Annotated in this window: 21 protein-coding genes; 13 read left to right on the forward strand and 8 right to left on the reverse strand. The window is 65.4% G+C overall.

Translation table 11 applies throughout. The features are described 5' to 3' along the window. The first annotated feature begins 73 nt into the window (after nucleotides 1-73). From IEX32_RS07280 to IEX32_RS07300, 5 genes are all read left to right on the forward strand, one after another. A complete protein-coding gene (locus tag IEX32_RS07280) occupies nucleotides 74-1,189 on the forward strand; it encodes an ABC transporter permease (protein WP_188769973.1) in 1,116 nt (371 codons plus the stop codon). Further along, a complete protein-coding gene (locus IEX32_RS07285; RefSeq protein ID WP_188769974.1) occupies nucleotides 1,186-2,061 on the forward strand; it encodes an ABC transporter ATP-binding protein in 876 nt (291 codons plus the stop codon). The genes IEX32_RS07280 and IEX32_RS07285 overlap by 4 nt, the downstream gene beginning before the upstream one ends. 9 nt (nucleotides 2,062-2,070) lie before the next feature. After that, the gene (locus tag IEX32_RS07290; protein WP_188769977.1) at nucleotides 2,071-3,009 is read left to right on the forward strand and encodes an MlaD family protein; all 939 of its coding nucleotides are present in this window, start codon (nucleotides 2,071-2,073) and stop codon (nucleotides 3,007-3,009) included. Nucleotides 3,010-3,047: 38 nt separating this feature from the next. Continuing rightward, nucleotides 3,048-3,653 (forward strand): ABC-type transport auxiliary lipoprotein family protein, encoded by a 606-nt coding sequence (locus IEX32_RS07295; RefSeq protein WP_229736230.1) that lies wholly within the window; start codon nucleotides 3,048-3,050, stop codon nucleotides 3,651-3,653. A gap of 257 nt (nucleotides 3,654-3,910) precedes the next feature. After that, nucleotides 3,911-4,465 carry an outer membrane protein gene (locus IEX32_RS07300; protein ID WP_188769979.1) on the forward strand — a complete coding sequence of 185 codons (555 nt, stop codon included), beginning with the start codon at nucleotides 3,911-3,913 and terminating at the stop codon, nucleotides 4,463-4,465. 496 nt (nucleotides 4,466-4,961) lie between these two features. Here the strand turns inward: IEX32_RS07300 and IEX32_RS07305 are convergent, their stop codons facing one another. The 6 genes from IEX32_RS07305 to crcB all read right to left on the reverse strand — a co-directional run bounded on the left by IEX32_RS07305 (nucleotide 4,962) and on the right by crcB (nucleotide 8,663). Beyond that, nucleotides 4,962-5,345: a nucleotidyltransferase family protein gene (locus IEX32_RS07305; protein WP_188769981.1), complete on the reverse strand. Its 384-nt coding sequence runs from the start codon at nucleotides 5,343-5,345 to the stop codon at nucleotides 4,962-4,964. A 175-nt stretch (nucleotides 5,346-5,520) separates the two neighbouring features. Continuing rightward, nucleotides 5,521-6,213 carry an ATP12 family chaperone protein gene (locus tag IEX32_RS07310; protein WP_188769983.1) on the reverse strand — a complete coding sequence of 231 codons (693 nt, stop codon included), beginning with the start codon at nucleotides 6,211-6,213 and terminating at the stop codon, nucleotides 5,521-5,523. After that, a complete protein-coding gene (locus tag IEX32_RS07315; RefSeq protein ID WP_188769985.1) occupies nucleotides 6,210-6,419 on the reverse strand; it encodes a hypothetical protein in 210 nt (69 codons plus the stop codon). The genes IEX32_RS07310 and IEX32_RS07315 overlap by 4 nt, the downstream gene beginning before the upstream one ends. Further along, on the reverse strand, nucleotides 6,416-7,066 hold the full coding sequence (locus tag IEX32_RS07320) for an HAD-IA family hydrolase (RefSeq protein ID WP_188769987.1): 651 nt from the start codon (nucleotides 7,064-7,066) through the stop codon (nucleotides 6,416-6,418). The genes IEX32_RS07315 and IEX32_RS07320 overlap by 4 nt, the downstream gene beginning before the upstream one ends. Further along, the gene (locus IEX32_RS07325; RefSeq protein WP_188769989.1) at nucleotides 7,063-8,259 is read right to left on the reverse strand and encodes an RluA family pseudouridine synthase; all 1,197 of its coding nucleotides are present in this window, start codon (nucleotides 8,257-8,259) and stop codon (nucleotides 7,063-7,065) included. The genes IEX32_RS07320 and IEX32_RS07325 overlap by 4 nt, the downstream gene beginning before the upstream one ends. After that, a complete protein-coding gene (gene crcB / locus IEX32_RS07330) occupies nucleotides 8,259-8,663 on the reverse strand; it encodes a fluoride efflux transporter CrcB (protein ID WP_188769991.1) in 405 nt (134 codons plus the stop codon). Before crcB ends, IEX32_RS07325 begins: the two co-directional genes overlap by 1 nt. A 311-nt stretch (nucleotides 8,664-8,974) precedes the next feature. On the opposite strand from crcB, the gene rpsU reads away from it, so the two are divergent. The 7 genes from rpsU (at nucleotide 8,975) to gatB (ending at nucleotide 14,045) form a co-directional block, all read left to right on the forward strand. After that, complete coding sequence (rpsU, locus tag IEX32_RS07335; protein ID WP_050600999.1) at nucleotides 8,975-9,181, forward strand: 30S ribosomal protein S21; 207 nt, start codon at nucleotides 8,975-8,977, stop codon at nucleotides 9,179-9,181. A 157-nt stretch (nucleotides 9,182-9,338) separates the two neighbouring features. After that, the gene (locus tag IEX32_RS07340) at nucleotides 9,339-9,854 is read left to right on the forward strand and encodes an FKBP-type peptidyl-prolyl cis-trans isomerase (protein ID WP_188769993.1); all 516 of its coding nucleotides are present in this window, start codon (nucleotides 9,339-9,341) and stop codon (nucleotides 9,852-9,854) included. A gap of 107 nt (nucleotides 9,855-9,961) precedes the next feature. Then, nucleotides 9,962-10,264 (forward strand): Asp-tRNA(Asn)/Glu-tRNA(Gln) amidotransferase subunit GatC, encoded by a 303-nt coding sequence (gatC, locus tag IEX32_RS07345; RefSeq protein ID WP_188769995.1) that lies wholly within the window; start codon nucleotides 9,962-9,964, stop codon nucleotides 10,262-10,264. A gap of 30 nt (nucleotides 10,265-10,294) precedes the next feature. Beyond that, nucleotides 10,295-11,782: an Asp-tRNA(Asn)/Glu-tRNA(Gln) amidotransferase subunit GatA gene (gatA, locus tag IEX32_RS07350; protein ID WP_188769997.1), complete on the forward strand. Its 1,488-nt coding sequence runs from the start codon at nucleotides 10,295-10,297 to the stop codon at nucleotides 11,780-11,782. Between the two features lie 19 nt (nucleotides 11,783-11,801). Continuing rightward, complete coding sequence (locus IEX32_RS07355) at nucleotides 11,802-12,143, forward strand: AbrB/MazE/SpoVT family DNA-binding domain-containing protein (protein WP_188769999.1); 342 nt, start codon at nucleotides 11,802-11,804, stop codon at nucleotides 12,141-12,143. Then, entirely contained in the window at nucleotides 12,140-12,550 is a 411-nt protein-coding gene (locus tag IEX32_RS07360; protein WP_188770001.1) for a type II toxin-antitoxin system VapC family toxin, read from the forward strand. The genes IEX32_RS07355 and IEX32_RS07360 overlap by 4 nt, the downstream gene beginning before the upstream one ends. Beyond that, nucleotides 12,543-14,045 carry an Asp-tRNA(Asn)/Glu-tRNA(Gln) amidotransferase subunit GatB gene (gene gatB, locus IEX32_RS07365; protein WP_188770003.1) on the forward strand — a complete coding sequence of 501 codons (1,503 nt, stop codon included), beginning with the start codon at nucleotides 12,543-12,545 and terminating at the stop codon, nucleotides 14,043-14,045. Before IEX32_RS07360 ends, gatB begins: the two co-directional genes overlap by 8 nt. Before the next feature lie 159 nt (nucleotides 14,046-14,204). Here gatB and IEX32_RS07370 read toward each other — a convergent pair whose 3' ends face one another. Further along, nucleotides 14,205-17,108: a M16 family metallopeptidase gene (locus IEX32_RS07370; protein WP_188770005.1), complete on the reverse strand. Its 2,904-nt coding sequence runs from the start codon at nucleotides 17,106-17,108 to the stop codon at nucleotides 14,205-14,207. Between the two features lie 60 nt (nucleotides 17,109-17,168). Beyond that, nucleotides 17,169-17,624 carry a nuclear transport factor 2 family protein gene (locus IEX32_RS07375; RefSeq protein ID WP_188770007.1) on the reverse strand — a complete coding sequence of 152 codons (456 nt, stop codon included), beginning with the start codon at nucleotides 17,622-17,624 and terminating at the stop codon, nucleotides 17,169-17,171. 388 nt (nucleotides 17,625-18,012) lie between these two features. Here IEX32_RS07375 and clpB point away from each other — a divergent pair, with 388 nt between their 5' ends. After that, nucleotides 18,013-20,592, forward strand: coding sequence for an ATP-dependent chaperone ClpB (gene clpB / locus IEX32_RS07380; RefSeq protein ID WP_188770009.1), 2,580 nt, complete (start codon nucleotides 18,013-18,015; stop codon nucleotides 20,590-20,592). Nucleotides 20,593-20,604 lie beyond the last annotated feature (12 nt).

Genomic DNA, 20,604 nt, shown 5'->3' on the forward strand with positions numbered 1-20,604 from the left:
GGCGCTTCGAACACGTCGTCGCATCAGGGGAACCACTTGCCGGTCCACGGATTTTGCCTCAATACGGGCGCGCATGCGGGAATGGGCTGAATTTACCCTGTCGGAAAGCGACGATGGCGGCGTCCCGACCCTGGCGCTGCACGGGCCTCTGCGCATCCATTCGCTGGGCGATCTCGAGGACAAGCTGGAGGCGCTGGCCGGCAGGTTCGACCGGATCGACATGGCCGGTGTCACCGAAATCGATACGACCGGCGCCTGGCTCGTCTCGCGCTTCGCCGACCGGCGCGGGCTCGAAATCGTCAACGCCAGCGGGCAGGCCCGGCGCCTCTTCGCCGCGATCGGCAGCGTCGAGGGGAAGGAGGCGGAACCGGAAGCGCGGCCGCCGCTGATCGTACGCACCGCCGAGGATCTCGGTCAGGTCGTCAGCGGCTGGGGCGGGGGCGCGGTGCGGGCGCTCGACTTCCTGGGCGAGCTGATCTTCGCGCTGGGCACCATCATCCGCCACCCCTCGCGGCTGCGCGTGAAGGCGCTGGTCCACCACATGCAATACGTGGGGATCAACTCGTTGTGGATCATCAGCCTGATGAGCTTCCTCATCGGCATCGTCATCGCCCAGCAGGGCGCGGTGCAGCTCGCGCAGTTCGGCGCGGAGATCTACACGATCAACCTCACCGGGCGCCTCTCGATGCGCGAGCTGGGCATCCTGATGACCGCGATCATGGTCGCGGGCCGCTCGGGCTCGGCCTTCGCCGCGCAGATCGGCACGATGAAGCTGACCGAGGAAGTCGACGCCATGCGCACGATCGGCGTCTCGCCGATGGAGGCGCTGGTGGTGCCGCGCGTGCTCGCCTCGATGATCATGATGCCGCTGCTCGGCTTCTGGTCGGCGGTGCTGGCGATCATCGGCGGCGCCTTCATCTCGAACTTCGCGCTCGACATCCCGTTCTGGACGTTCCTGCAGCGCACGCAGGCGGTGGTGCCGATCACCGACGTCTGGGTGGGACTCATCAAGGCGCCGGTCTTCGCGCTGATCGTCGCGATCGCGGGGTGTTATCAGGGCATGCAGGTCACTTCCAATTCGGAGGAAGTGGGCAAGCGCACGACGCAGTCGGTGGTTACCGCGATTTTCACCGTGATCGTGCTCGACGCCTTCTTCGCCATCTTCTTCACGGAGATCGGCTGGGCATGACCGATACCGGGGAATATCCGATCGAGGTCAAGGGCCTGCGCAACGCCTTCGGCGAGCATGTCATCCACGACAATCTTTCGCTGAAGGTCCGCAAGGGGGAGATTCTCGGCGTGGTCGGTGGCTCGGGTACGGGCAAATCCGTGCTGATGCGCGCGATCATCGGCTTGCAGAAGCCGAGCGCCGGCGAGATCACCGTGCTGGGTCGCGACATGATGGCGCGCGAGGAAGACGATGACATCGACATCCGCTCGCGCTGGGGGGTGCTGTTCCAGGGGGGCGCGCTGTTCTCGACGCTGACGGTGGGCGAGAACGTCGAAGTTCCGCTCAAGCAGTTCTACCCTGAGATTTCCGATCACCTGCGCGGAGAGATCGCGCGCTTCAAGGTCAAGCTCTCCGGCCTACCGGAAGAGGCCGCCTACAAGTATCCCAGCGAGCTTTCGGGCGGCATGCGCAAACGGGCCGGCCTGGCCCGCGCGCTCGCGCTCGATCCCGAACTGCTGTTCCTCGACGAGCCGACCGCCGGGCTCGACCCGATCAGCGCCGCTGCGTTCGACAGCCTGACGCGCGAGCTGAAGGAAACGCTGGGGCTCACCATCTTCCTTATCACCCACGACCTCGACACGCTCTATGCGATCTGCGACAGGGTGGCGGTATTGGCGGACAAGGAGGTGATCGCCTGCGGCACGATCCCCGAACTGCTCGCGCTCGATCATCCGTGGATCCAGGAATACTTCAACGGTCCGCGCGGCCGCGCCGCGCTTGCGGCCAAGGACGATCTGGCCGTGCAGCCGGAACATGCCAAAGACGCATCCGTTGAAAATGGCGGGGTGGGGCAGGGTACCATGGACAAGTCCGGAAAAGCGGGGAAATAGGCGAGGCACATGGAAACGCGTTCCAACAACGTCTGGGTCGGAGCCGTCACGCTGGTACTGCTGGCGCTGCTGGCGGCGTTCATCGTCTGGATCGCGGGCCTCAACAAGGGCGATCGCAACGAGTACGACATCTTCTTCAAGCAGTCGGTGGACGGCCTCGCCCGGGGATCCGAGGTGAATTACGCGGGCGTGCCCGTGGGCCAGGTCTCGCACATCGAACTGTGGCCCAAGGACCCCAGCTTCGTGCGCGTGCGGGTCAAGGTGGATGAGAAAGTGCCGGTGACGGTCGGCACCACGGCGACCATCCAGGGCAGTTTCACGGGCGTTTCCGATGTCCAGTTGGAAGGCGCCATCAAGGGCGCCCCGCCGCTAACGGAACTGGGACCCGAAGGCGTCCCGGTGATCCCGACCAAGCGCGGCGGCCTGGGCGAACTTCTGACGAACGCCCCGCTGCTGATGGAGCGTCTGGCGACCATGACCGAAAACCTCAACCTGCTCCTGTCGGAGGATAACCGGAAATCGATCACCGGCATCCTGCGCAACACCGACAAAATGACCCGCGACCTTTCGCGCGCCACGCCGCAGGTCGAAGGGGCCATGCGCGAGCTTCAGGGCGCGCTGGAGCAGGCGACGAGGACGCTGACCGCTTTCGAAGGGGTCGCCGAAAAGACCGACGCGCTGCTGGGCAGCGAGGGCAATTCGCTCGCCGCGCAGCTTCGCGCGACGCTGAACTCCGCGCAGAAGTCGATGGACGAGCTCGACAGGACCCTGGAGACCACGCAACCGGCGCTGCAAAGGGTTTCCGAGCAGACGCTGCCTGCCGCCGATGCCGCGATCCGCGACTTGCGTGAGACCAGCAGGGCGCTGCGCAACCTCACCGAGAAGATCGACGAGCAGGGCGCCGGAGTGCTGCTCAAGGGCCAGAAATTGCCGGATTACAAGCCATGACGAGGGTCATGATGGGGATCATGATGAGGAATGTGACGATGCGTGTGCGAGCCGCCGGCGCGGCAAGGGGCGCGGTGATCGCCTCGGTCAGCCTGGCACTGGCCGGTTGCATCAGCCTTGGCGCGAAAGTGCCGGAGCAACTGTTGCGGCTCACTCCGGAAGCAGGCGCCGAGGTCGGTTCGCAGGCGACGGGGCAACTGTCGGAGGCGATCGTGGTGCTCGACCCCGAAGCCGACCGCAGCCTCGATGTGTTGCGCGTGCCGGTACAGGTCAACGATTCGAGCATCGCCTATCTCAAGGACGTGTCCTGGGTCGAAAAGCCGGCGCGTCAGTTCCGCGGCGTTCTGGCGGAGGCCATTCGCACCGCGACCGGCAGGCTGGTGGTCGAAGGCACCGAGTACGAAGTTACCGGAAAGACGCTTGTGGGCGGGCGCCTGCAGCGCATGGGCTACGATGCGGCAACCGGCGCGGTGGTCGTCCGCTTCGATGCCATGCGCCGCGAGCGTGGCGGTGAGATCGCGACCCGCCGCTTCGAAGCTGTGGTGAACAACGTGAAGCCCGAGGCGGCATGGGTTGGGCCGGCGCTGAACCAGGCCGCAAACGACGTCGCGCGGCAGGTCGCCGACTGGATCAAGGGCGAATAGCGGCTGGCGCCGGCCGGGAGTTTTGTTGCCGCGCTTTCGATCCCTGTTCTGGTTGAATTAAAGTCAACCTTGGTTGCAATAATTTCTATCTTTGAAGAATAAACCTATCCGGTATCGTCCTGTGTGTTGCCATGCTGTAACGAAAAAATAATTTGAGACGGGCTTACGGGTAGTTGTGTTGACTTGAGCATCTGACCCTGTATTCGGCGCCTCCCACCGGCTCAGCAGCCGGAGAAAATGAAATGGAGGACCAATACATGAGGAAACTTTCAATCGCCGGCGCCGCAGCGCTGTTCGCGATCCCGGCTGCCGCCAATGCGCAGGCGTGGGTCCAGGCCGAAGGCGGTCTCGACGTCGTTTCCGTCGAGGGCGAATCCGACGAGGGCGTGAGCTACGGCATCTCGGCCGGTTACGACATTCCGCTCTCGGGCGGCATGTTCGTCGGCGTGCAGGGCACCGTTGCCGACAGCACCACCAAGGAATGCGAAAGCGACGTGTTCGCCGCCGGTGACGAGCTGTGCCTCAAGACCGGCCGTGACCTTTCGGCCGTTGTCCGTCTCGGCACGACCGTTGGCGAGAAGGCCAAGCTCTACGTTCTGGGTGGTTACACCAATGCCCGTATCCGCCTGACCTACGACGATGGCGTGACCAGCGATTCGGATGGTGAGAACGGCGACGGCTTCCGTCTCGGTGCCGGTGCGCAGTACACCCTGAGCAACAATGTCTTCGTGAAGGGCGAATACCGCTACTCGAACTACGAGAGCGACTTCAGCCGTCACAATGTTCTGGTCGGGCTCGGCGTCGAGTTCTGATTCCTGCCTCGGCAAGGACAGGGCAGAGAGCGTCTGGCCTTTCTGTCCGCTAGCATGCGAACCCGCCTCGGCCCCGTGCCGGGGCGGGTTTTGCCTTTTGCCCAAGAAGATGTAGCGGCTTTCAGGACACGGCCCGAACCGGCTGTATGACTGGAAAGTTAGGGAAGCGGACGCCGACTTTATGGTCGAGTGGTCGTACAGGCTGGAATTGGGTGCCAATCGACCCACGCAGACGCCACGGCACCACCGCCACCAGCAAGGGCGGCGGCAACAGTTAGGAGAGCACCGAGTCCTTGCCAAAATGAAAGCGTAACGCGCTTAGCGACTTCGACAGGATGGCCATCCCAAAATAGTGTGCCGTCATTCCCAACTCCAAGGTGATTCAATCCATCCACTGATATGGGGCGCACACCTTCCGGCCAACTATCGGGTCGCGCTGCCGTAGATTGCGCAGGATGGGGCGTCTTGGAGCCGGGTAGCAATTCTCCATCGTCAGTCATCGCATGCTTTCCTTCGCACTGGGTGCCTGACTTTGCTCATCCACTGGCAAGTAGCTAGGCTTACGATAGATGAGTTGGCCATGCTCCCTGACGGCAGGCCTTACAATCCTATCGGTGAGCGGGTCGGCCATTTCCAGATCGACCGGAGAGGCTAGGAGGACCTGTAACTCACCTTCCCAACCTGCGGCTTCGCATATGGAATAGGCCAGCACTTCGCCGGGATCGGTCCCTGTCAGCACGTAGGCTATGTCGACGTCACTCTCATCTGTGAAATTCCCTTTGGCGCGTGAGCCGAACAAGTGGAGTTCGCGAATCCGGTCTTTCTCAGCCGCCCAATGCGCAGCGAGTTCCCGCCATCCTTTTGGCAATCCATCATCCATGAGTCCCGATCCACTCAATTGCCTGCGCGCCGCATAGGGTGTCACGCCCACCCCAACCTACCAACAGACCAGCGTTCCGAACATGGCATCCTCATTTCGAGTTAGAAAACCAGCGTCCGCAAAGTTGGCGTGTCCGGGAGGCAGCATTAGATACCCAAGCGGCGGCCTTTCGCCTTCACCGCGCCAGCGCGGCGAAGCGCATGGCGAGCGCGAACGCCTCGAAGCGCATGCTGCGCCTTTCGGCGGCTTCCCAGTCCTCGCCCCACAGCTCGGCCTGCCAGTCTTCCTCGAGATTGGCGGCGTTCCACAGCGCTTCGGCATCGGCACCGGGCTGGATCGCGCAAAGGCCGATGACGAGCGAACCGGCAAGGCTGGTCAGCATGCGCAGTGCCGCCAGTGAGAAGGCACCTTCCGCCTCGAGAAGCTGGCCGATCCCCGCGAGCGTCTCGGGCGGCTGCGGCTTGTGAACGATGCCGGAGACTCGGGCGAAGCGCAGCGCCCAGCGTGCTTCCGCCTGTTCCAGCAGCGGTTCCCAGACATCGAGCTGCCGAGCGAACAGGGCGTCTTCGGGATCGGCCCGGTAGCATAGCGTGTCGGTCTCCGCGTAGGGCAGCAGGGCGCGGATCACGTCGGCCCGATCGACGGCGACAGCGTCGAGAGCGAAGTCGGTGAGGTCGCGCAAGGCGAACAGCGCCGGGTCGATTTGCTTGCCCTGCGCCGACCATTCATCCGCGAGAGCCCGGGCGAGGTCTTGCGTCGGAACGATCTGCGGGCGTCCGCCGGCGGTCCTGATCGGACGGCCATCGAGCAGCACGCGCCAGCTTTCATCCGTCTGGCCGACGGTCACTTCCTTGTAGAAACGTTTCATTTCGGTGTGCGCCACTTCCGCACGAGGATCGGGGGAATGACGAAGACATCGACGAGGCCGTTTGCCAGAAGGACATAGCCGATCCAGTCCGGCAGCGAGGAGCGCCCGGTCGCGATGATCATGCCTCCGATCACGCAGGCCACCCCCGTCAGGCGCACGGCCTGGATGATCGCGAAGCGCGCGGCGGCGGGATCCCTTTCGCTCATTTCAGCAGGTACTCGCACAGTTCCGCCGGGGTTTCGGCAACCCATTCGGCGCCGGCGGCCTCCAGTTCGCGCGGGTGGTGATAGCCCCAGTCGACGCCGATCGCGCGCGTGCCGGCCACCTGCGCCATCCGCATGTCATAGCCGGTGTCGCCGATCATCACCGTTTCTCCCGGCCGCGCGCCCGCTTCGAACATGGCCTGCTCCAGCATTTCCGGGTGGGGCTTGGAAGGGTGGCGGTCGGCGGTCTGGAGCGTGACGAAGAGATCGGCGATGCCATTGTTCGTCAGGCAATGGTTGAGCCCGAGGTCCGACATGCCGGTGGCGACACCCAGCGTCCAGCCGGCGGCGGCGAGATCGCGCAGACAGGCCTCGACGCCGTGGAACAGCGTCTGCGACACGCGGCCTTCGCTGCGCGCGGCGCGGAAAGCCTCCTTGTAGCTCTCGGCCATGGCCTCCTGCTGCCCGGCGTCACTTTCGGGCACGAGCTGGCGCATCGCCTGCGGCAGCGAGAGCCCCACGGCGCGGCGGATCGCATTGCGTGGCGGAGCGGTCAGCCCGTGGATGGCGAAACTGGCTTCCATCGCCTCGCAGATCGAGGCCTGGCCGTCGATCAGCGTGCCGTCGCAATCGAAGACCGCAAGTTTCATCGCCTGCCCCTCGGCGCGCCCGGTTTCCTCGGGCCCGGCTTGCCTGAAGGGCGCGAAGGCTTGCCCGGCTTGCCCGCCTTTGCGCCGGGCTTGCCGCGCGAGGGGCTGCCATCGCCGCGTGAGCGCCGTTCGCCGCGCCGTTCCTTGCGGTACTGCTTGGCGTGCGCCTTGGCGGCGCGTTTCTGGTCCTGCTTGTCGGATTCGGGCGGCGGGGCGGAAAGCTCGGCGCCGTCGGCCTCGTCGAAGCCGAGCTGGGCCATCGAGGCGGCGAAATGTTCGGGCAGGGGGGCCGTGACGTCGAGCGGGGCGCCGTCCGGGTGATCTATGACCAGACGCCGGGCGTGCAGGTGCAGCTTGCGGCTGATCGAGCCGGAGAGGAACGCATCCTGCCCGCCGTACTTGCCGTCGCCAACGATCGGGTGGCCAATGGCGGCCATGTGGACACGCAGCTGGTGAGTGCGCCCGGTCATCGGGTACAGCTCGACCCAAGCGGCGCGGTTGCCAGCCCTGTCGATCACGCGATAGCGGGTGCGTGAGGGCTTTCCGTTTTCCTCGTCGACCTGCATCTTCTCGCCGCCGGTGCCGGGCTGCTTGGCGAGCGGCAGTTCGATCATGCCGTCCGCGATGCTCGGCACGCCGACGACGAGCGCCCAATAGATCTTCCGGGCCGAGCGACCCGAAAAGCGCTTGGAAAAGTACGCGGCGCTGCCCGGCGTGCGGGCGACCAGCAGGACGCCCGAAGTGTCCTTGTCGAGCCGGTGGACGAGACGCGGCCTCGGCCCTTGCGCCGCATAGGCATCGAGCAGGCCATCGACGTGCTGCTTCATGCCAAGCCCGCCCTGCGTGGCGAGGCCCGGTGGCTTGTTGAGCACGATGGCGGCGCGGTCCTGCGTCAGCACCATCGAATCGGCGAGCGCGAGTTCCTCTTCGGAGAGTTCCCGCCTCGGCCGGGCCGCCTTGCCGCCGGGCTTGGCTTCGCCGCCGGGCGGCACGCGCAGGGTCTGGCCCGCCTCCAGCCGCGTGTCGACATCGGCGCGCTTGCCGTCGACCCGGATCTGGCCGGTGCGCGCCCAGCGCGAAACCGTGGCGAAGCCCACTTGCGGCAAGTGGCGCTTGAACCAGCGGTCGAGCCGCACGCCGTCGTCGTCGCTGCCGACGGTGAACTGGCGGACCTGGTCAGGAAGCTGGCTCATCATACGTGCCGCATTATCGAGAGGCCGAGGAACAGGCTCATGACGCCGGCGATCACCGAAATGCCGGTGTAAAACGCGGCGAGGCCGAGCTGGCCGCGCTCGGCGAGGCTGACGATGTCGAGGCTGTACGACGAGAAGGTCGTGAAGCCGCCCAGCACGCCGACCGCGAGAAGCAGGCGTGTTCCCTCGCCATGGCTGCCGTGGCGGGCGAACCAGCCGACCAGAAGGCCCATGAACAGGCTGCCGAGCACATTGACAGTCAGCGTCCCGTAAGGAAAGTCGCTTGCGCGTACCGGGCCGATCGCGGCGACCCAGGCGCGGCCGACGAGGAAGCGCAGCCAGGCGCCGAAGCCGCCGCCGAAGGCCACAAGCAACGACGCGGCGAGGAAGGAAGGTTGAGGCATGGGCGCCGCCTTAGCCGCGAATCGGCAATAATCCAATCGTCCGTGAACCTTGAGTGGCGGCGGTCCGGCCGGGCTGTCCCGGTGTTGAATTGTTGCCGTTCAGCCACTATATTGCGGGTACGCAGGAGCGGTGCGCCGTGATTTTGCGGCGTTTGCGCTTGTCCTGCGACGTTTGCTTTGCTAACGGGCCGCGCAATCGAGCTGCGCCTTTACCGGTTGCGGTCCTGTTTTTGGCTTTCAGATTCGCGGTTCGCCTCGCCGGAAGTGATGCGGGGCGGGCGTCGTTTGTGTTTTGTGAGGTGTTTCGGTTTATGCAGATCATGGTTCGCGACAACAATGTTGATCAGGCCCTTCGTGCGCTGAAGAAGAAGCTGCAGCGGGAAGGTGTCTATCGCGAAATGAAGCTGCGTCGTCACTACGAGAAGCCGTCTGAAAAGCGCGCCCGCGAAAAGGCCGCCGCCGTGCGCCGCGCCCGCAAGCTGGAGCGCAAGCGTCTGGAGCGTGACGGCGCCAAGTAAGCCGTGGTTTGCTTCGGCCCGCGAGGCCGGGCAAACACCGCGAGGCTGCGTTCCTGCTTGAACGCCGAACCTGCTTGAGCCATGAGGGCGCGGAAATTCCATCCGCGCCCTTTGTGTATCTGCCTTTGGGGCGACTTCCTGACGAGGCCAAACGAAGATGACAGAGATCACCCGCGTCCCGCTCCAGCCGATTGCAAAGGGCGCCGTTACCAAGATCTGGCTCGGCGTGGCCGCCATCGCGCTCGCCGCGGGCGGCGTGGCCTGGGCGGCGCTGCCGCCTTCGGTGGATGTGCAGACGCTGACCGCCGGTTCGGGCGAGTCGCCCACGGTCGATGACGTAGTGCTCATCAACTATAAGGGCACGCTGCCGGACGGCAATGTCTTCGACGAGGCGCAGCAGGTGCCGATGGCGCTCAATGAAGTCGTCCCCGGCTTCACCAAGGCGCTGGTGAAGATGCAGCGCGGCGGCAAGTACAACGTCGAGATTCCCTCGGAGCTGGCTTACGGCGACAAGGCCGTGGGCGACATTCCCGCGAACACCGACCTGACTTTCGAGATCGAGCTGATCGACTTCAAGAGCCGCGCCGAGATCGAGCAGCAGCAGCGCATCCTTCAGCAGCTCCAGCAGATGCAGGGCGGTGCTCCCGAAGCGGGCGCCCCGGCCCATCCCTGATCCCGGTCGCGGCCGCTTGATGCGGCCCGGAGCGGGTGCTAGCGCCCGCTCTTAGCCCATTTCCAGACAGGGGCCGCCTGTCGGCCCGCAATCTTTGAGGAACAGCCATGTCGGTCGATACCGCAACCGTGGCCAAGATCGCCAGCCTCGCCCGCATCAAGGTGACCGATCAGGAACTCGAGGCCATGGTGCCCGAACTCAACGGCATTCTCGCCTGGGTCGAGCAATTGGGCGAAGTCGATGTCACCGGCGTCGAGCCGATGACCGCCGTCATTCCCAACACGTTGCGCCTGCGCGACGACGTGATCGACGCCGACCCGCTGACCGGCGGCGGCATCCGCGACAAGGTGCTCGCCAATGCGCCGGCGGCCGAGCACGGCTTCTTCGGCGTGCCCAAGGTGATCGAGTGAGCGAGCGCGACCTTCGACGGATGAAGATAAATGACTGACCTTACCGAACTCGGCGTAGCCCAGATCCGCGACGGTGTTGCCAAAGGCGATTTCACCGCCGTCGAAGTGGCAGAGGCGTTCAACGCCAATGTCGCCGCCGCGCAGGACGCGCTCAACGCCTTCATCGTCGCCACGCCCGAAAAGGCTGTTGAGGCCGCTAAGGCCACCGACGCCAAACGCGCGAAAGGCGAGGCGCTGGGCGGGATGGGCGGCGTGCCGATCGGCATGAAGGACCTCTTCGCCACCGTCGGCGTGCAGACCACGGCGGCGAGCCACATCCTCGAAGGCTTCAGGCCCGAATACGAATCCACCGTCTCGCAGAAGCTGTGGGATGCGGGCGCGGGCATGCTTGGCAAGCTCAATCTCGATCAGTTCGCGATGGGCTCCTCGAACGAGACGAGCTACTTCGGCAACGTCATCTCGCCGTGGCGGCGCAACGACGGCGGCAATGCCTCGCTGGCGCCGGGCGGCTCCTCGGGCGGTTCCTCGGCGGCCGTCTCGGCGCGGCTGTGCCCGGCGGCGACCGGCACCGACACCGGCGGCTCGATCCGCCAGCCCGCCGCCTTCACCGGCATTACCGGCATCAAGCCGACCTATGGCCGCTGCTCGCGCTGGGGCATCGTCGCCTTCGCCAGTTCGCTCGATCAGGCGGGGCCCATGGCGCGTGACACCCGTGACTGCGCGATCATGCTGGAGGCCATGGCCGGTTTCGATCCCAAGGACTCAACCAGCCTCGACATGCCCGTGCCCGAATGGGAAGCGAACCTCTCGGCCGACATGAAAGGCAAGAAGGTCGGCATCCCGCGTGAATACCGGATGGACGGGATGGACGAGGATGTCCTCAAGTCCTGGGATGACGGTATCGCCTGGCTCAAGGATGCCGGCGCGGAGATCGTCGATATCTCGCTGCCGCACACCAGGTATGCGCTGCCGGCCTACTACATCATCGCCCCGGCCGAGGCGTCTTCCAACCTCGCGCGCTATGACGGCGTGCGCTACGGCCTGCGCGATCTGCCCGAGGGCGCGAACCTGCAGGACATGTATGCCGCCACCCGCGCGGCCGGTTTCGGCGCCGAAGTGAAGCGCCGTATCCTGATCGGCACTTACGTGCTCTCGGCGGGCTTCTACGACGCCTACTACACGCAGGCGCAGAAGGTGCGCACGCTGATCAGCCTCGATTTCAAAAACGCCTTCGAGAGCTGCGACGTGATCCTCGCCCCCACCGCCCCGAGCGCCGCGTTCGCGCTGGGCGAAAACGTCGACGATCCGCTCAAGATGTACCTCAACGACGTCTTCGCTGTGCCGGCCTCGCTGGCGGGCCTGCCGGCGATGTCGGTCCCGGCCGGCCTCAACCGCGAAGGGCTGCCGCTGGGGCTGCAGGTGATTGGCAGGGCCTTCGACGAACAGGGTGTGCTGAACGCTGGTCTGGCGATCGAGCAGCGGGCGGGATTCGTGGCGAAGCCGGAGAAGTGGTGGTGAGAGGAACTCGCCAGCTTCGTTGACCGTCGTCCGCCCGCTTGGTATTACCAAATCCATGCATTACCAGTCGAACATGACGGTCAAGGGCCAGGTCACCGTGCCCAAGGACATCCGCGACGCGCTGGGCCTTTTGCCGGGCCAGCCGGTCGAGTTCGAACTGGACGCCGACGGCAATGCGCGCATCCTCAAGGTAGACACGGATGCTGAGATTGAACGGAAGAAAGCCGATTTCCGCAACCGGCTGCAAGAGGCCCAGGCGATCTTCAAGGCAAACGATGCCTTCCCCGGCATGTCGACCGACGAGTACATGGATATGATCCGCGAACCTCTTCAGCCGTTCGAGCGTGACGGCAAAGAGTGATCTTCGTCGATTCCAATGTCGCGATCGATGCGCTCGATCCGGATTCGCCTTTCCACGGCTGGGCGCAGGACCGTCTTGCGGACGCGCTTGATGGCGGTGTGTTCTTCAATCACATCGTCGTGGCCGAACTGGCCGCGCGCGCGATTTCCGTTGAGGAACTGCAGCGGATGCTCGATCTTCTGCGGATACCGGTGGAGCCGCTCACCGACGAAGTAGCGTTCCGGGCAGGGCAGGCTTTCAAGGCCTGGATCCGCAATGGAGGCCGGCGCGGCGCGCTGCTGCCCGATTTCGTGATCGGTGCCCATGCCTCGGTGAACGGTGCGCGCGTTCTTACGCGTGACCCGCGCCGCTTTCGCTCCTATTTCCCAGAACTAGACCTGATTCTACCGGAACCGACCAATGACTGAATCCACATACCGCATCCAGGGCGCAACCGGCGAATGGGAGGTCGTGATCGGCCTCGAGGTCCATGCGCAGGTCACTTCGAATTCCAAGCTGTTCTCCGGCTCGGCGACGGCATTCGGCGCGGAGCCGAATTCGCAGGTGTCGCTGGTCGACGCGGCGATGCCGGGGATGCTGCCGGTGCCGAACCGCGAGTGCATCCGCCAGGCGGTGCGCACCGGCATGGCGGTGGGCGCGCAGATCAACAAGTGGAGCCGGTTCGACCGCAAGAACTACTTCTACGCCGATCTGCCGCAGGGCTATCAGATCAGCCAGCTTTACCACCCGCTGGTGGGCGAGGGCGCGATCGAGATCGTGCTTGACGACAAGGATCCCGAAGGTTCGACCAAGACCATCGGCATCGAGCGCATCCATGTCGAGCAGGACGCGGGCAAGCTGATGCATGACCAGCACCCGACGATGTCCTATGTCGATCTCAACCGCTCGGGCGTGGCGCTGATGGAAATCGTCAGCCGTCCGGACATGCGTTCTCCTGCCGAAGCAGGGGCTTACGTCGCAAAGCTGCGGACGATTCTGCGCTATGTCGGCTCGTGCGACGGCAACATGGATCAGGGCTCGATGCGCTGCGACGTCAACGTCTCGGTACGCCGGCCCGGCGAGCCGTTCGGCACCCGCACCGAAACCAAGAACGTCAACTCGGTGCGCTTCGTCATGCAGACGATCGAGCACGAGGCGAGCCGTCAGGTCGATGTGCTGGAGAGCGGCGGAAAGATCGTGCAGGAAACCCGCCTCTTCGATCCGAACACCGGCACCACGCGTTCGATGCGCAGCAAGGAAGACGCGCACGATTACCGCTACTTCCCCGACCCGGACCTGCTGCCGCTCGAACTCGATGATGCGTTCCTCGAGGACTGCCGCAATTCGCTGCCCGAACTGCCGGACGCCAAGCGCCATCGCTATGAGAGCGACCTTGGCCTCTCGCCCTACAACGCGGGCGTGCTGACCGCCGATGTCGAGACCGCGCGCTGGTTCGAGCTGCTGCTGGCCCAGACCGCCAGGGCTGCCGGAAAACAGCCCGCCGAAGTCGCCAAGCAGGCGGCCAACTGGCTGATCTCGGAACTGTTCGGGGCGCTCAACAAGCTGGGCACGTCGCTTGAGGAATCGCCGGTAACTCCTGAAAAAGGCGGCGAACTTCTCGCGCTTATCAGCAAGGGCACGATTTCCGGCTCGATCGCCAAGCAGGTTCTGGAGATCATGCTGGAGACCGGCGCCGGCGCCGGCCAAATCGTCGAGCGCGAAGGCCTCAAGCAGGAGTCGGACTCCGGCGCTATCGAGGCCGCGGTCGACAAGGTGCTGGCGGACAATGCCGACAAGGTCGAGCAGTACCGGGGCGGCAAGCAGGCCCTGTTCGGCTTTTTCGTCGGGCAGACGATGAAGGCCATGCAGGGCAAAGCCAACCCGCAGGTGGTGAACGAGATCCTGAAGGGCAAGCTGGGCTGACGCTTTCACCAAAGGTGAGGTGAAACGAGCGCAGCGAGAAGCTGCGCGACCTGTCTTTCGCTCGACACGAACGGATGGGCTTACGAGGTGCGTTTATCCTCGTCCGGAACGACCGCCTTTTGGGCTACGTCACGCAGGCGTAACGGCTTCCGGCCAGCATCATTCCTGTCTTTCTTCGGCTGCCCCTGCAGGAGCGACCTGGACTTCGATGGGCAGGCCCAGCTTGCCGAGCTGTGGTTCGACGATCTTGCGATCACCGACGATCACAAAAGTCAGGCCGGCCGGCCGCAGGTACCGTGTGGCTGCCGCCGCAATGGTATCTGCGTCGATCGCGCGGAACTTCGATGCCAGCGTCACGTAGTAGTCATCGGGGCGGCCGAGCTGTGCGTTCTTGCGGATTCCGGCCTGCACGGCGGCGTTGGTCTCGAATTGGTTGGGCAGTTCGCGGATAGTGCCTTCGGTCACGCGTTGCAGTTCTTCCGCCGTGACCGGTTCCTTCGCGGGGAAGGCGCGCAACTGGGCGATGATCGCCGCGATCGCGTCGCCCGTCCGGTCGGCCTGGACGGGCGCGCGCAGCACGAAAGTGCGCGGGCCGACGGGCTGCGAGACCTGGCTGCCGACGCCATAGCTCCAGCCTTTCTCCTCGCGCAGGTCCTGGTTGAGGCGCGACAGGAAACCGCCGCCGAGCACGTCGTCGGCAAGGTTCAGCGCTTCGGTGTCCGGCGTGCGGCCGGTGATCGGCAACACGCGGCCGGCCATGATGACCGATTGCGGCGAATTGGGCCGGTCGATCAGGACGATCCGGCCGTTTGCCGCCGGGATCGCCGTATCGAGCGGCTTGTCCGGGGCCGCGCCCGCAGGCGGGCGCCATGATCCGAAGGCGCGCTCCAGCAGCGGCTTGAGTGCGTCCATGGCGATGTCGCCGACCACCGTGATCCGGGCAAGATCGGGACGCAGCCACTTCGCGTGCGCCGCGCGCAGGTTCTCCGGCGTCAGCGCGGCGAGCGAGGCGGCGTTGCCGAGCCCGTCGGCCGGCTGCGCATAGGGATGGTTGCCGAAGAGGCTTGCGCCCAGCGCCCGCGCGGCCAGGTCATTGGGCGTGGCGAGGGTCTGTGCCAGCTCCGCCTGCGTCTTGGCCTTCAGCCGCGCCACCTCGTCGGGCGCGAAGGCCGGGTGCAGGACAATGTCCGCCATGAGGTCCAGCGAGGGCGCGAGATTGTCGGACAGGGCCGAAAGCGTCACGGTGCTTGTGTCGAGCGAACCGCTGATGTCGATCCGCGCGCCGAGCCGTTCCTGCGCTTCGGCGATCTCGGTGGCGTTGCGGGTCGTGGTGCCCTCGTCGAGCATGTCCAGCATCAGGCCCTGGGTGCCCGGCGTGTCGAGCGCGTCGGCTGCATAGCCGGCGTCGAAATCGAGCGCGAGCGTCAGCTTGGGGACGGCCGTGCGGCGCGCCAGAGCCACGGGGATGCCGTTTGACAGGGTGGCGTACTCTATCGCAGGGAAGACGAGGTCTTTCACGGGCTGTACCGGCGGCGCGGCACGCTCGGGTGCAGGGGGCAGGGGCGGCGCCTTGGCGCGCGTGTCAGGCGGCGGGGCGGGGCTGTCCGCCTCGTCGCCCCATCCGCCCATGGTGTCGCCGCTGTCGGTGCGGGGGCCGGGCACGACGTTGAGGGCGTAGACCGGGCGCGACAGCCACTTGCCCATTGCCTCCCTGACCTGAGCGGGAGTCAGCGCGGCCATGGCATCCAGATCCCGCTTGTACTGCGCCGGATCGTCCGAATAGACCTGTCCCTCGGCCAGCGTCGCCCCTTTGCCGTAGAACCCGCCGACGCGTTCGAGGCCGCCGATCTCGCTGGACAGCATGCTCACGACCGCGCGGCGCAGCTCGTCCTGGGTCGGGCCATCGCGCAGGTAGTCGGCGACCACCTTGTCGAAGGCGCCTTCCGCCACGACGCGCTCGACGCCGGGTTTCACGTCCATCGTCATCTGCAGGAAGCTGAGCTGCTCGAAAACCTGGTCATAGGCGGTGACGGAGACGGCAAGCTGCTTGCCGCGCACCAGCTCGTTGTCGAGCCGCGAGCTGGCGAGGCCGCCGAGAATATGCATGCCGACCTTGAGCGCGGGCGTGTCCGGATCATTGAGGCCGGGCGCGGTCCAGTTGCGCGTGAGGCGCAGGACGGGCACCTGATCGGCAATGTCGCGGGTCACCGGCGCAGGCAGGGTGACCGGCCCGGCGGCCACTGGCTGAATTTCGGGGCCGCGCGGAATCTGGCCGAACCACTCCTCGACTTTCGGTCGCGCGGTCGCCGCGTCGATGTCTCCCGAGAGCACGAGGACGACGTTATTCGGGCCATAGTGGTCGATGAACCACTTGCGCACGTCGACAAGCGTGGCGGCGTTGAGATCGGCCATCGAGCCGATCGGGGCATGACGATAGGGATGGCCCACCGGCAGCAGGCCTTCCGCCAGGGCATATTCGAACAGGCCGTAGGGTTGGTTGTCCCCCTGCCGCTTCTCGTTCTGGACAACGCCGCGTTGCTTGTCGAGCTTGTCCTGCGTCACCGCGGGCAGGAGGTAGCCCATGCGGTCGCTTTCCATGAACAGCGCCAGGTCGAGCGCGCCGGTGGGCACCGTCTCGACGTAGTTGGTGCGGTCGTACCATGTGGAGCCGTTGGTCGGCGTCGAGCCGGCGGCCGTCAGCGGCACGTCGAAATCGGGCACGTTCGCCGAACCGCCGAAGAACAGGTGTTCATAAAGGTGGGCGAAGCCCGTGCGGCCGCGCGGCTCGTTCTTGGAACCTACCTTGTAGTAGAGCGTGACCCCGACGATCGGCGCCTTGCTGTCGGTGTGGACGATCGTCGTCAGCCCGTTGGGCAGCACGAACTTATCGTAAGGGATCTCGACCTTGGCGACGAGTTCCTGCGGCGTGGCCGACTGGACGCTCGCGGTATGCTCCGCCGGGGTCGGCGCGGCGGCCGGAGCCGTCGATGCAGTTGTTGTGCAGGCGGAAAGGAGAAGGGCTGCGGCAAGCGCGGCGGCGCTCGTTAGGGGACGGATTCGCATGGCGAAAGGTCTAGCACGCGCCGCGCCGCTGGCTAGCGCTTCTCTGGCAACGACGCGCGGTTAACCGCGCCGGAAGATCTGTCCGCTGTCGAACCGGGAAATGCGCCATTCGCCGTCGTCGTCCCGCCGGCATTCCATCTTCACGTCGGCAACCGCCAGCGGGTCGCAGTACTTGTCGAAAGGTCCTTCGCCCTGTGCCGCGAAGAACACCAGAAGATAACCGACGCTGGCATGATCGGCATCGTCGAAACCGACGCGCAGGCTGGTAATGATGTGCCGCATGGTCATCAGACCGGCGCCCGCACGCATCGCTTCCGCACGGCCGTTGTAGAATGCGGAGACTGCCTCCAGCCCCTCGCGCCATTCGCCGCCGACGTTGTACTGCACGTCCTTGGTCAGGCAGTCGCGTTCACGCATGGACAGGCCGTTGTTGATGTCGAGCTCGTCGCCCCACTCGTAGATGACTTGCTTGATCGCCAGCACGTCCGCTGCCTGTTCGGGTGTGAATTTTGCCACGTGTCCTGCCTCTTCCCTTTTGGTGCGTTACGAGGCTCGAGGCTAGGCAAGCGCGGCGGCAACGCCAAGGTCAAATAGACAGAGCCGTCGATTAACGCCGGAGCGACGTTGCTGTCTCACGCCAAGGCACGAGCCCTGGGATCCTTCCGCGTCCTGGCCTGAGAATTTACGCGCAGGCGCCCCGCGCGAAAGATCGCAGGCATTGGCAATCGCCGGGGGAGCCACCATCTTTGCCGGGAAGGCAAGTCGTCTGCGAAAACGCCGTCGGATATTGTGCGGGATCAATGTCCTGCGGCCTTCGAAGTGCTGCACGAGATAAACTTGCGCGAGGCTCTTGTGTTGCATATTTGCAACACTATATCTTCGAGGTCAGGAGGCATCCAAGATCATGAATCTCGAAAAATTCACAGACCGGGCCAAAGGGTTCCTGCAGGCGGCACAGACCGTGGCGATCCGGCTCAACCACCAGCGCATCAGTCCCGAGCACATGCTGAAAGCGCTGCTCGACGATCCCGAGGGCATGGCCGCCGGGCTTATCAAGCGCGCAGGCGGCAACCCCGTCTTTGCCACCGAGGAACTGGACAAGGCGCTCGGGCGGATTCCGGCCGTCTCGGGCAGCGGCGCGCAGGCCTCGCCCGGGCTCGACAATGATGCGGTGCGCGTGCTCGACGCGGCCGAGCAGGCGGCGACAAAATCGGGCGACAGCTTTGTCACCGTGGAGCGCATGCTGCTGGCGCTGGTGCTCGCCAAGACCACGCCGGCGGGCAAGGCGCTGGAAGCGGCGAACGTCACTCCCCAGGCGCTCGAGGCCGCGATCACGGAACTGCGCGGTGGCCGCAGCGCCGATTCGGCCAATGCCGAACAGGCCTATGACGCGATGAAGAAATACGCGCGCGACCTCACCGAGGCGGCGCGCGAAGGCAAGCTCGATCCGGTCATCGGCCGCGATGAGGAAATCCGCCGTACTGTGCAGATCCTCGCCCGCCGTACCAAGAACAATCCCGTGCTCATCGGCGATCCCGGCGTCGGCAAGACCGCCATCGCCGAAGGGCTGGCGCTGCGCATCGCCAACGGCGACGTGCCCGACAGCCTGAAGGACCGCCGCCTGATGGCGCTCGACATGGGCGCGCTGATCGCGGGCGCCAAGTATCGCGGTGAGTTCGAGGAACGGCTCAAGGCCGTGCTCGACGAAGTGAAGGGCGCGGGCGGCGAGATCATCCTGTTCATCGACGAGATGCACACCCTGATCGGCGCGGGCGCTTCCGAAGGCTCCATGGATGCGAGCAACCTGCTCAAGCCCGCTCTCGCGCGCGGCGAGCTGCACTGCATTGGCGCGACCACGCTCGACGAATACCAGAAGTACGTCGAGAAGGACGCCGCCCTGCAGCGCCGCTTCCAGCCCATCTTCGTCGACGAGCCGACCGTCGAGGACACCATCTCCATCCTGCGGGGCCTCAAGGAGAAGTACGAGCTGCACCACGGCGTGCGCATCACCGACGGCGCGCTGGTGGCGGCGGCGACGCTTTCCAACCGCTACATCACCAACCGCTTCCTGCCCGACAAGGCGATCGACCTCATGGACGAGGCCGCCAGCCGTATCCGCATGGAAGTGGAGTCCAAGCCCGAGGAGATCGAGGCGCTCGACCGGCGCATCATCCAGCTCAAGATCGAGGAATCGGCGCTGGCCAAGGAGACCGACGAGGCCTCGGCCGACCGGCTCAAGGCCCTGCGCGAGGAGCTTGCCAACCTCGAACAGCAATCGAGCGAGCTGACCACCCGCTGGCAGAACGAACGCGACAAGATCGCCGCCGAGGGAAAGATCAAGGAACAGCTCGACGCCGCGAGGATCGAATTGGAGCAGGCGCAGCGCTCGGGCGACCTCGGCCGCGCGGGCGAACTGTCGTACGGCACGATCCCCGCGCTCGAGAAACAGCTCGCCGAAGCGCAGGACCAGTCCGCCAATGCCCTGCTGCGCGAGGAAGTGACCGAGGATGACATCGCCGGTGTCGTCAGCCGCTGGACCGGCGTTCCTGTCGACAAGATGCTTGAAGGCGAGCGCGAGAAGCTGCTCAAGATGGAGGAGGTGATCGGCGAGCGCGTGATCGGCCAGAGCCAGGCGGTCGAGGCGGTTTCAAAGGCCGTGCGCCGCGCCCGCGCGGGCCTGCAGGACCCGAACCGGCCGCTGGGCAGCTTCCTGTTCCTCGGCCCCACGGGTGTCGGCAAGACCGAGCTGACCAAGGCACTCGCCGGCTTCCTGTTCGACGACGACACCGCGATGGTGCGCATCGACATGAGCGAGTTCATGGAAAAACACGCGGTTGCTCGCCTGATCGGCGCGCCTCCGGGCTATGTCGGCTATGAGGAAGGCGGCGTGCTGACCGAAGCGGTGCGGCGCCGGCCCTATCAGGTCGTGCTGTTCGACGAGGTCGAAAAGGCGCACCCGGATGTGTTCAACGTGCTGCTGCAGGTGCTCGACGACGGCCGCCTGACCGACGGGCACGGCAGGGTGGTGGATTTCACCAATACCCTTATCATCCTGACGTCGAACCTGGGAAGCCAGTTCCTCACCCAGATCGAGGACGGCAAGGACGTGGACAGCGTGGAGCCGCAGGTGATGGAAGTCGTGCGCGCGCACTTCCGTCCGGAGTTCCTCAACCGCCTCGACGAAGTGATCCTGTTCCACCGCCTCGGCCAGGAGCACATGGGCCCGATCGTCGAGATCCAGGTGGGCCGTGTGCAGAAGCTGCTCAAGGACCGCAAGATCACCCTCGACCTCACCGACGCCGCCAAACGCTGGCTGGGGCGCGTGGGCTACGATCCGGTCTACGGCGCGCGCCCGCTGAAGCGCGCGGTGCAGCGCTACCTGCAGGACCCGCTGGCCGAGAAACTGCTCGCCGGGGAAATCCCCGACGGCTCGCCCGTGCGGATCGACGAGGGCGAGGGGGCGCTGGAGATCAGCGTGGGGTGAACGAGAAAGGGC

The sequence above is a fragment of the Novosphingobium endophyticum genome (assembly GCF_014640675.1).
Taxonomy (GTDB): Bacteria; Pseudomonadota; Alphaproteobacteria; order Sphingomonadales; family Sphingomonadaceae; genus Novosphingobium; species Novosphingobium endophyticum.

Coding starts and splice junctions, on each gene's coding strand:
- rpsU (WP_050600999.1), top strand. CDS start 8,975: ATGCAGATCATGGTTCGCGACAACAATGTTGATCAGGCCCTTCGTGCG.
- gatA (WP_188769997.1), top strand. CDS start 10,295: ATGACTGACCTTACCGAACTCGGCGTAGCCCAGATCCGCGACGGTGTT.
- IEX32_RS07295 (WP_229736230.1), top strand. CDS start 3,048: ATGCGTGTGCGAGCCGCCGGCGCGGCAAGGGGCGCGGTGATCGCCTCG.
- gatB (WP_188770003.1), top strand. CDS start 12,543: ATGACTGAATCCACATACCGCATCCAGGGCGCAACCGGCGAATGGGAG.
- IEX32_RS07315 (WP_188769985.1), bottom strand. CDS start 6,419: ATGAGCGAAAGGGATCCCGCCGCCGCGCGCTTCGCGATCATCCAGGCC.
- crcB (WP_188769991.1), bottom strand. CDS start 8,663: ATGCCTCAACCTTCCTTCCTCGCCGCGTCGTTGCTTGTGGCCTTCGGC.
- IEX32_RS07370 (WP_188770005.1), bottom strand. CDS start 17,108: ATGCGAATCCGTCCCCTAACGAGCGCCGCCGCGCTTGCCGCAGCCCTT.
- IEX32_RS07310 (WP_188769983.1), bottom strand. CDS start 6,213: ATGAAACGTTTCTACAAGGAAGTGACCGTCGGCCAGACGGATGAAAGC.
- clpB (WP_188770009.1), top strand. CDS start 18,013: ATGAATCTCGAAAAATTCACAGACCGGGCCAAAGGGTTCCTGCAGGCG.
- gatC (WP_188769995.1), top strand. CDS start 9,962: ATGTCGGTCGATACCGCAACCGTGGCCAAGATCGCCAGCCTCGCCCGC.
- IEX32_RS07320 (WP_188769987.1), bottom strand. CDS start 7,066: ATGAAACTTGCGGTCTTCGATTGCGACGGCACGCTGATCGACGGCCAG.
- IEX32_RS07305 (WP_188769981.1), bottom strand. CDS start 5,345: ATGGATGATGGATTGCCAAAAGGATGGCGGGAACTCGCTGCGCATTGG.
- IEX32_RS07285 (WP_188769974.1), top strand. CDS start 1,186: ATGACCGATACCGGGGAATATCCGATCGAGGTCAAGGGCCTGCGCAAC.
- IEX32_RS07325 (WP_188769989.1), bottom strand. CDS start 8,259: ATGAGCCAGCTTCCTGACCAGGTCCGCCAGTTCACCGTCGGCAGCGAC.
- IEX32_RS07280 (WP_188769973.1), top strand. CDS start 74: ATGCGGGAATGGGCTGAATTTACCCTGTCGGAAAGCGACGATGGCGGC.
- IEX32_RS07290 (WP_188769977.1), top strand. CDS start 2,071: ATGGAAACGCGTTCCAACAACGTCTGGGTCGGAGCCGTCACGCTGGTA.
- IEX32_RS07300 (WP_188769979.1), top strand. CDS start 3,911: ATGAGGAAACTTTCAATCGCCGGCGCCGCAGCGCTGTTCGCGATCCCG.
- IEX32_RS07340 (WP_188769993.1), top strand. CDS start 9,339: ATGACAGAGATCACCCGCGTCCCGCTCCAGCCGATTGCAAAGGGCGCC.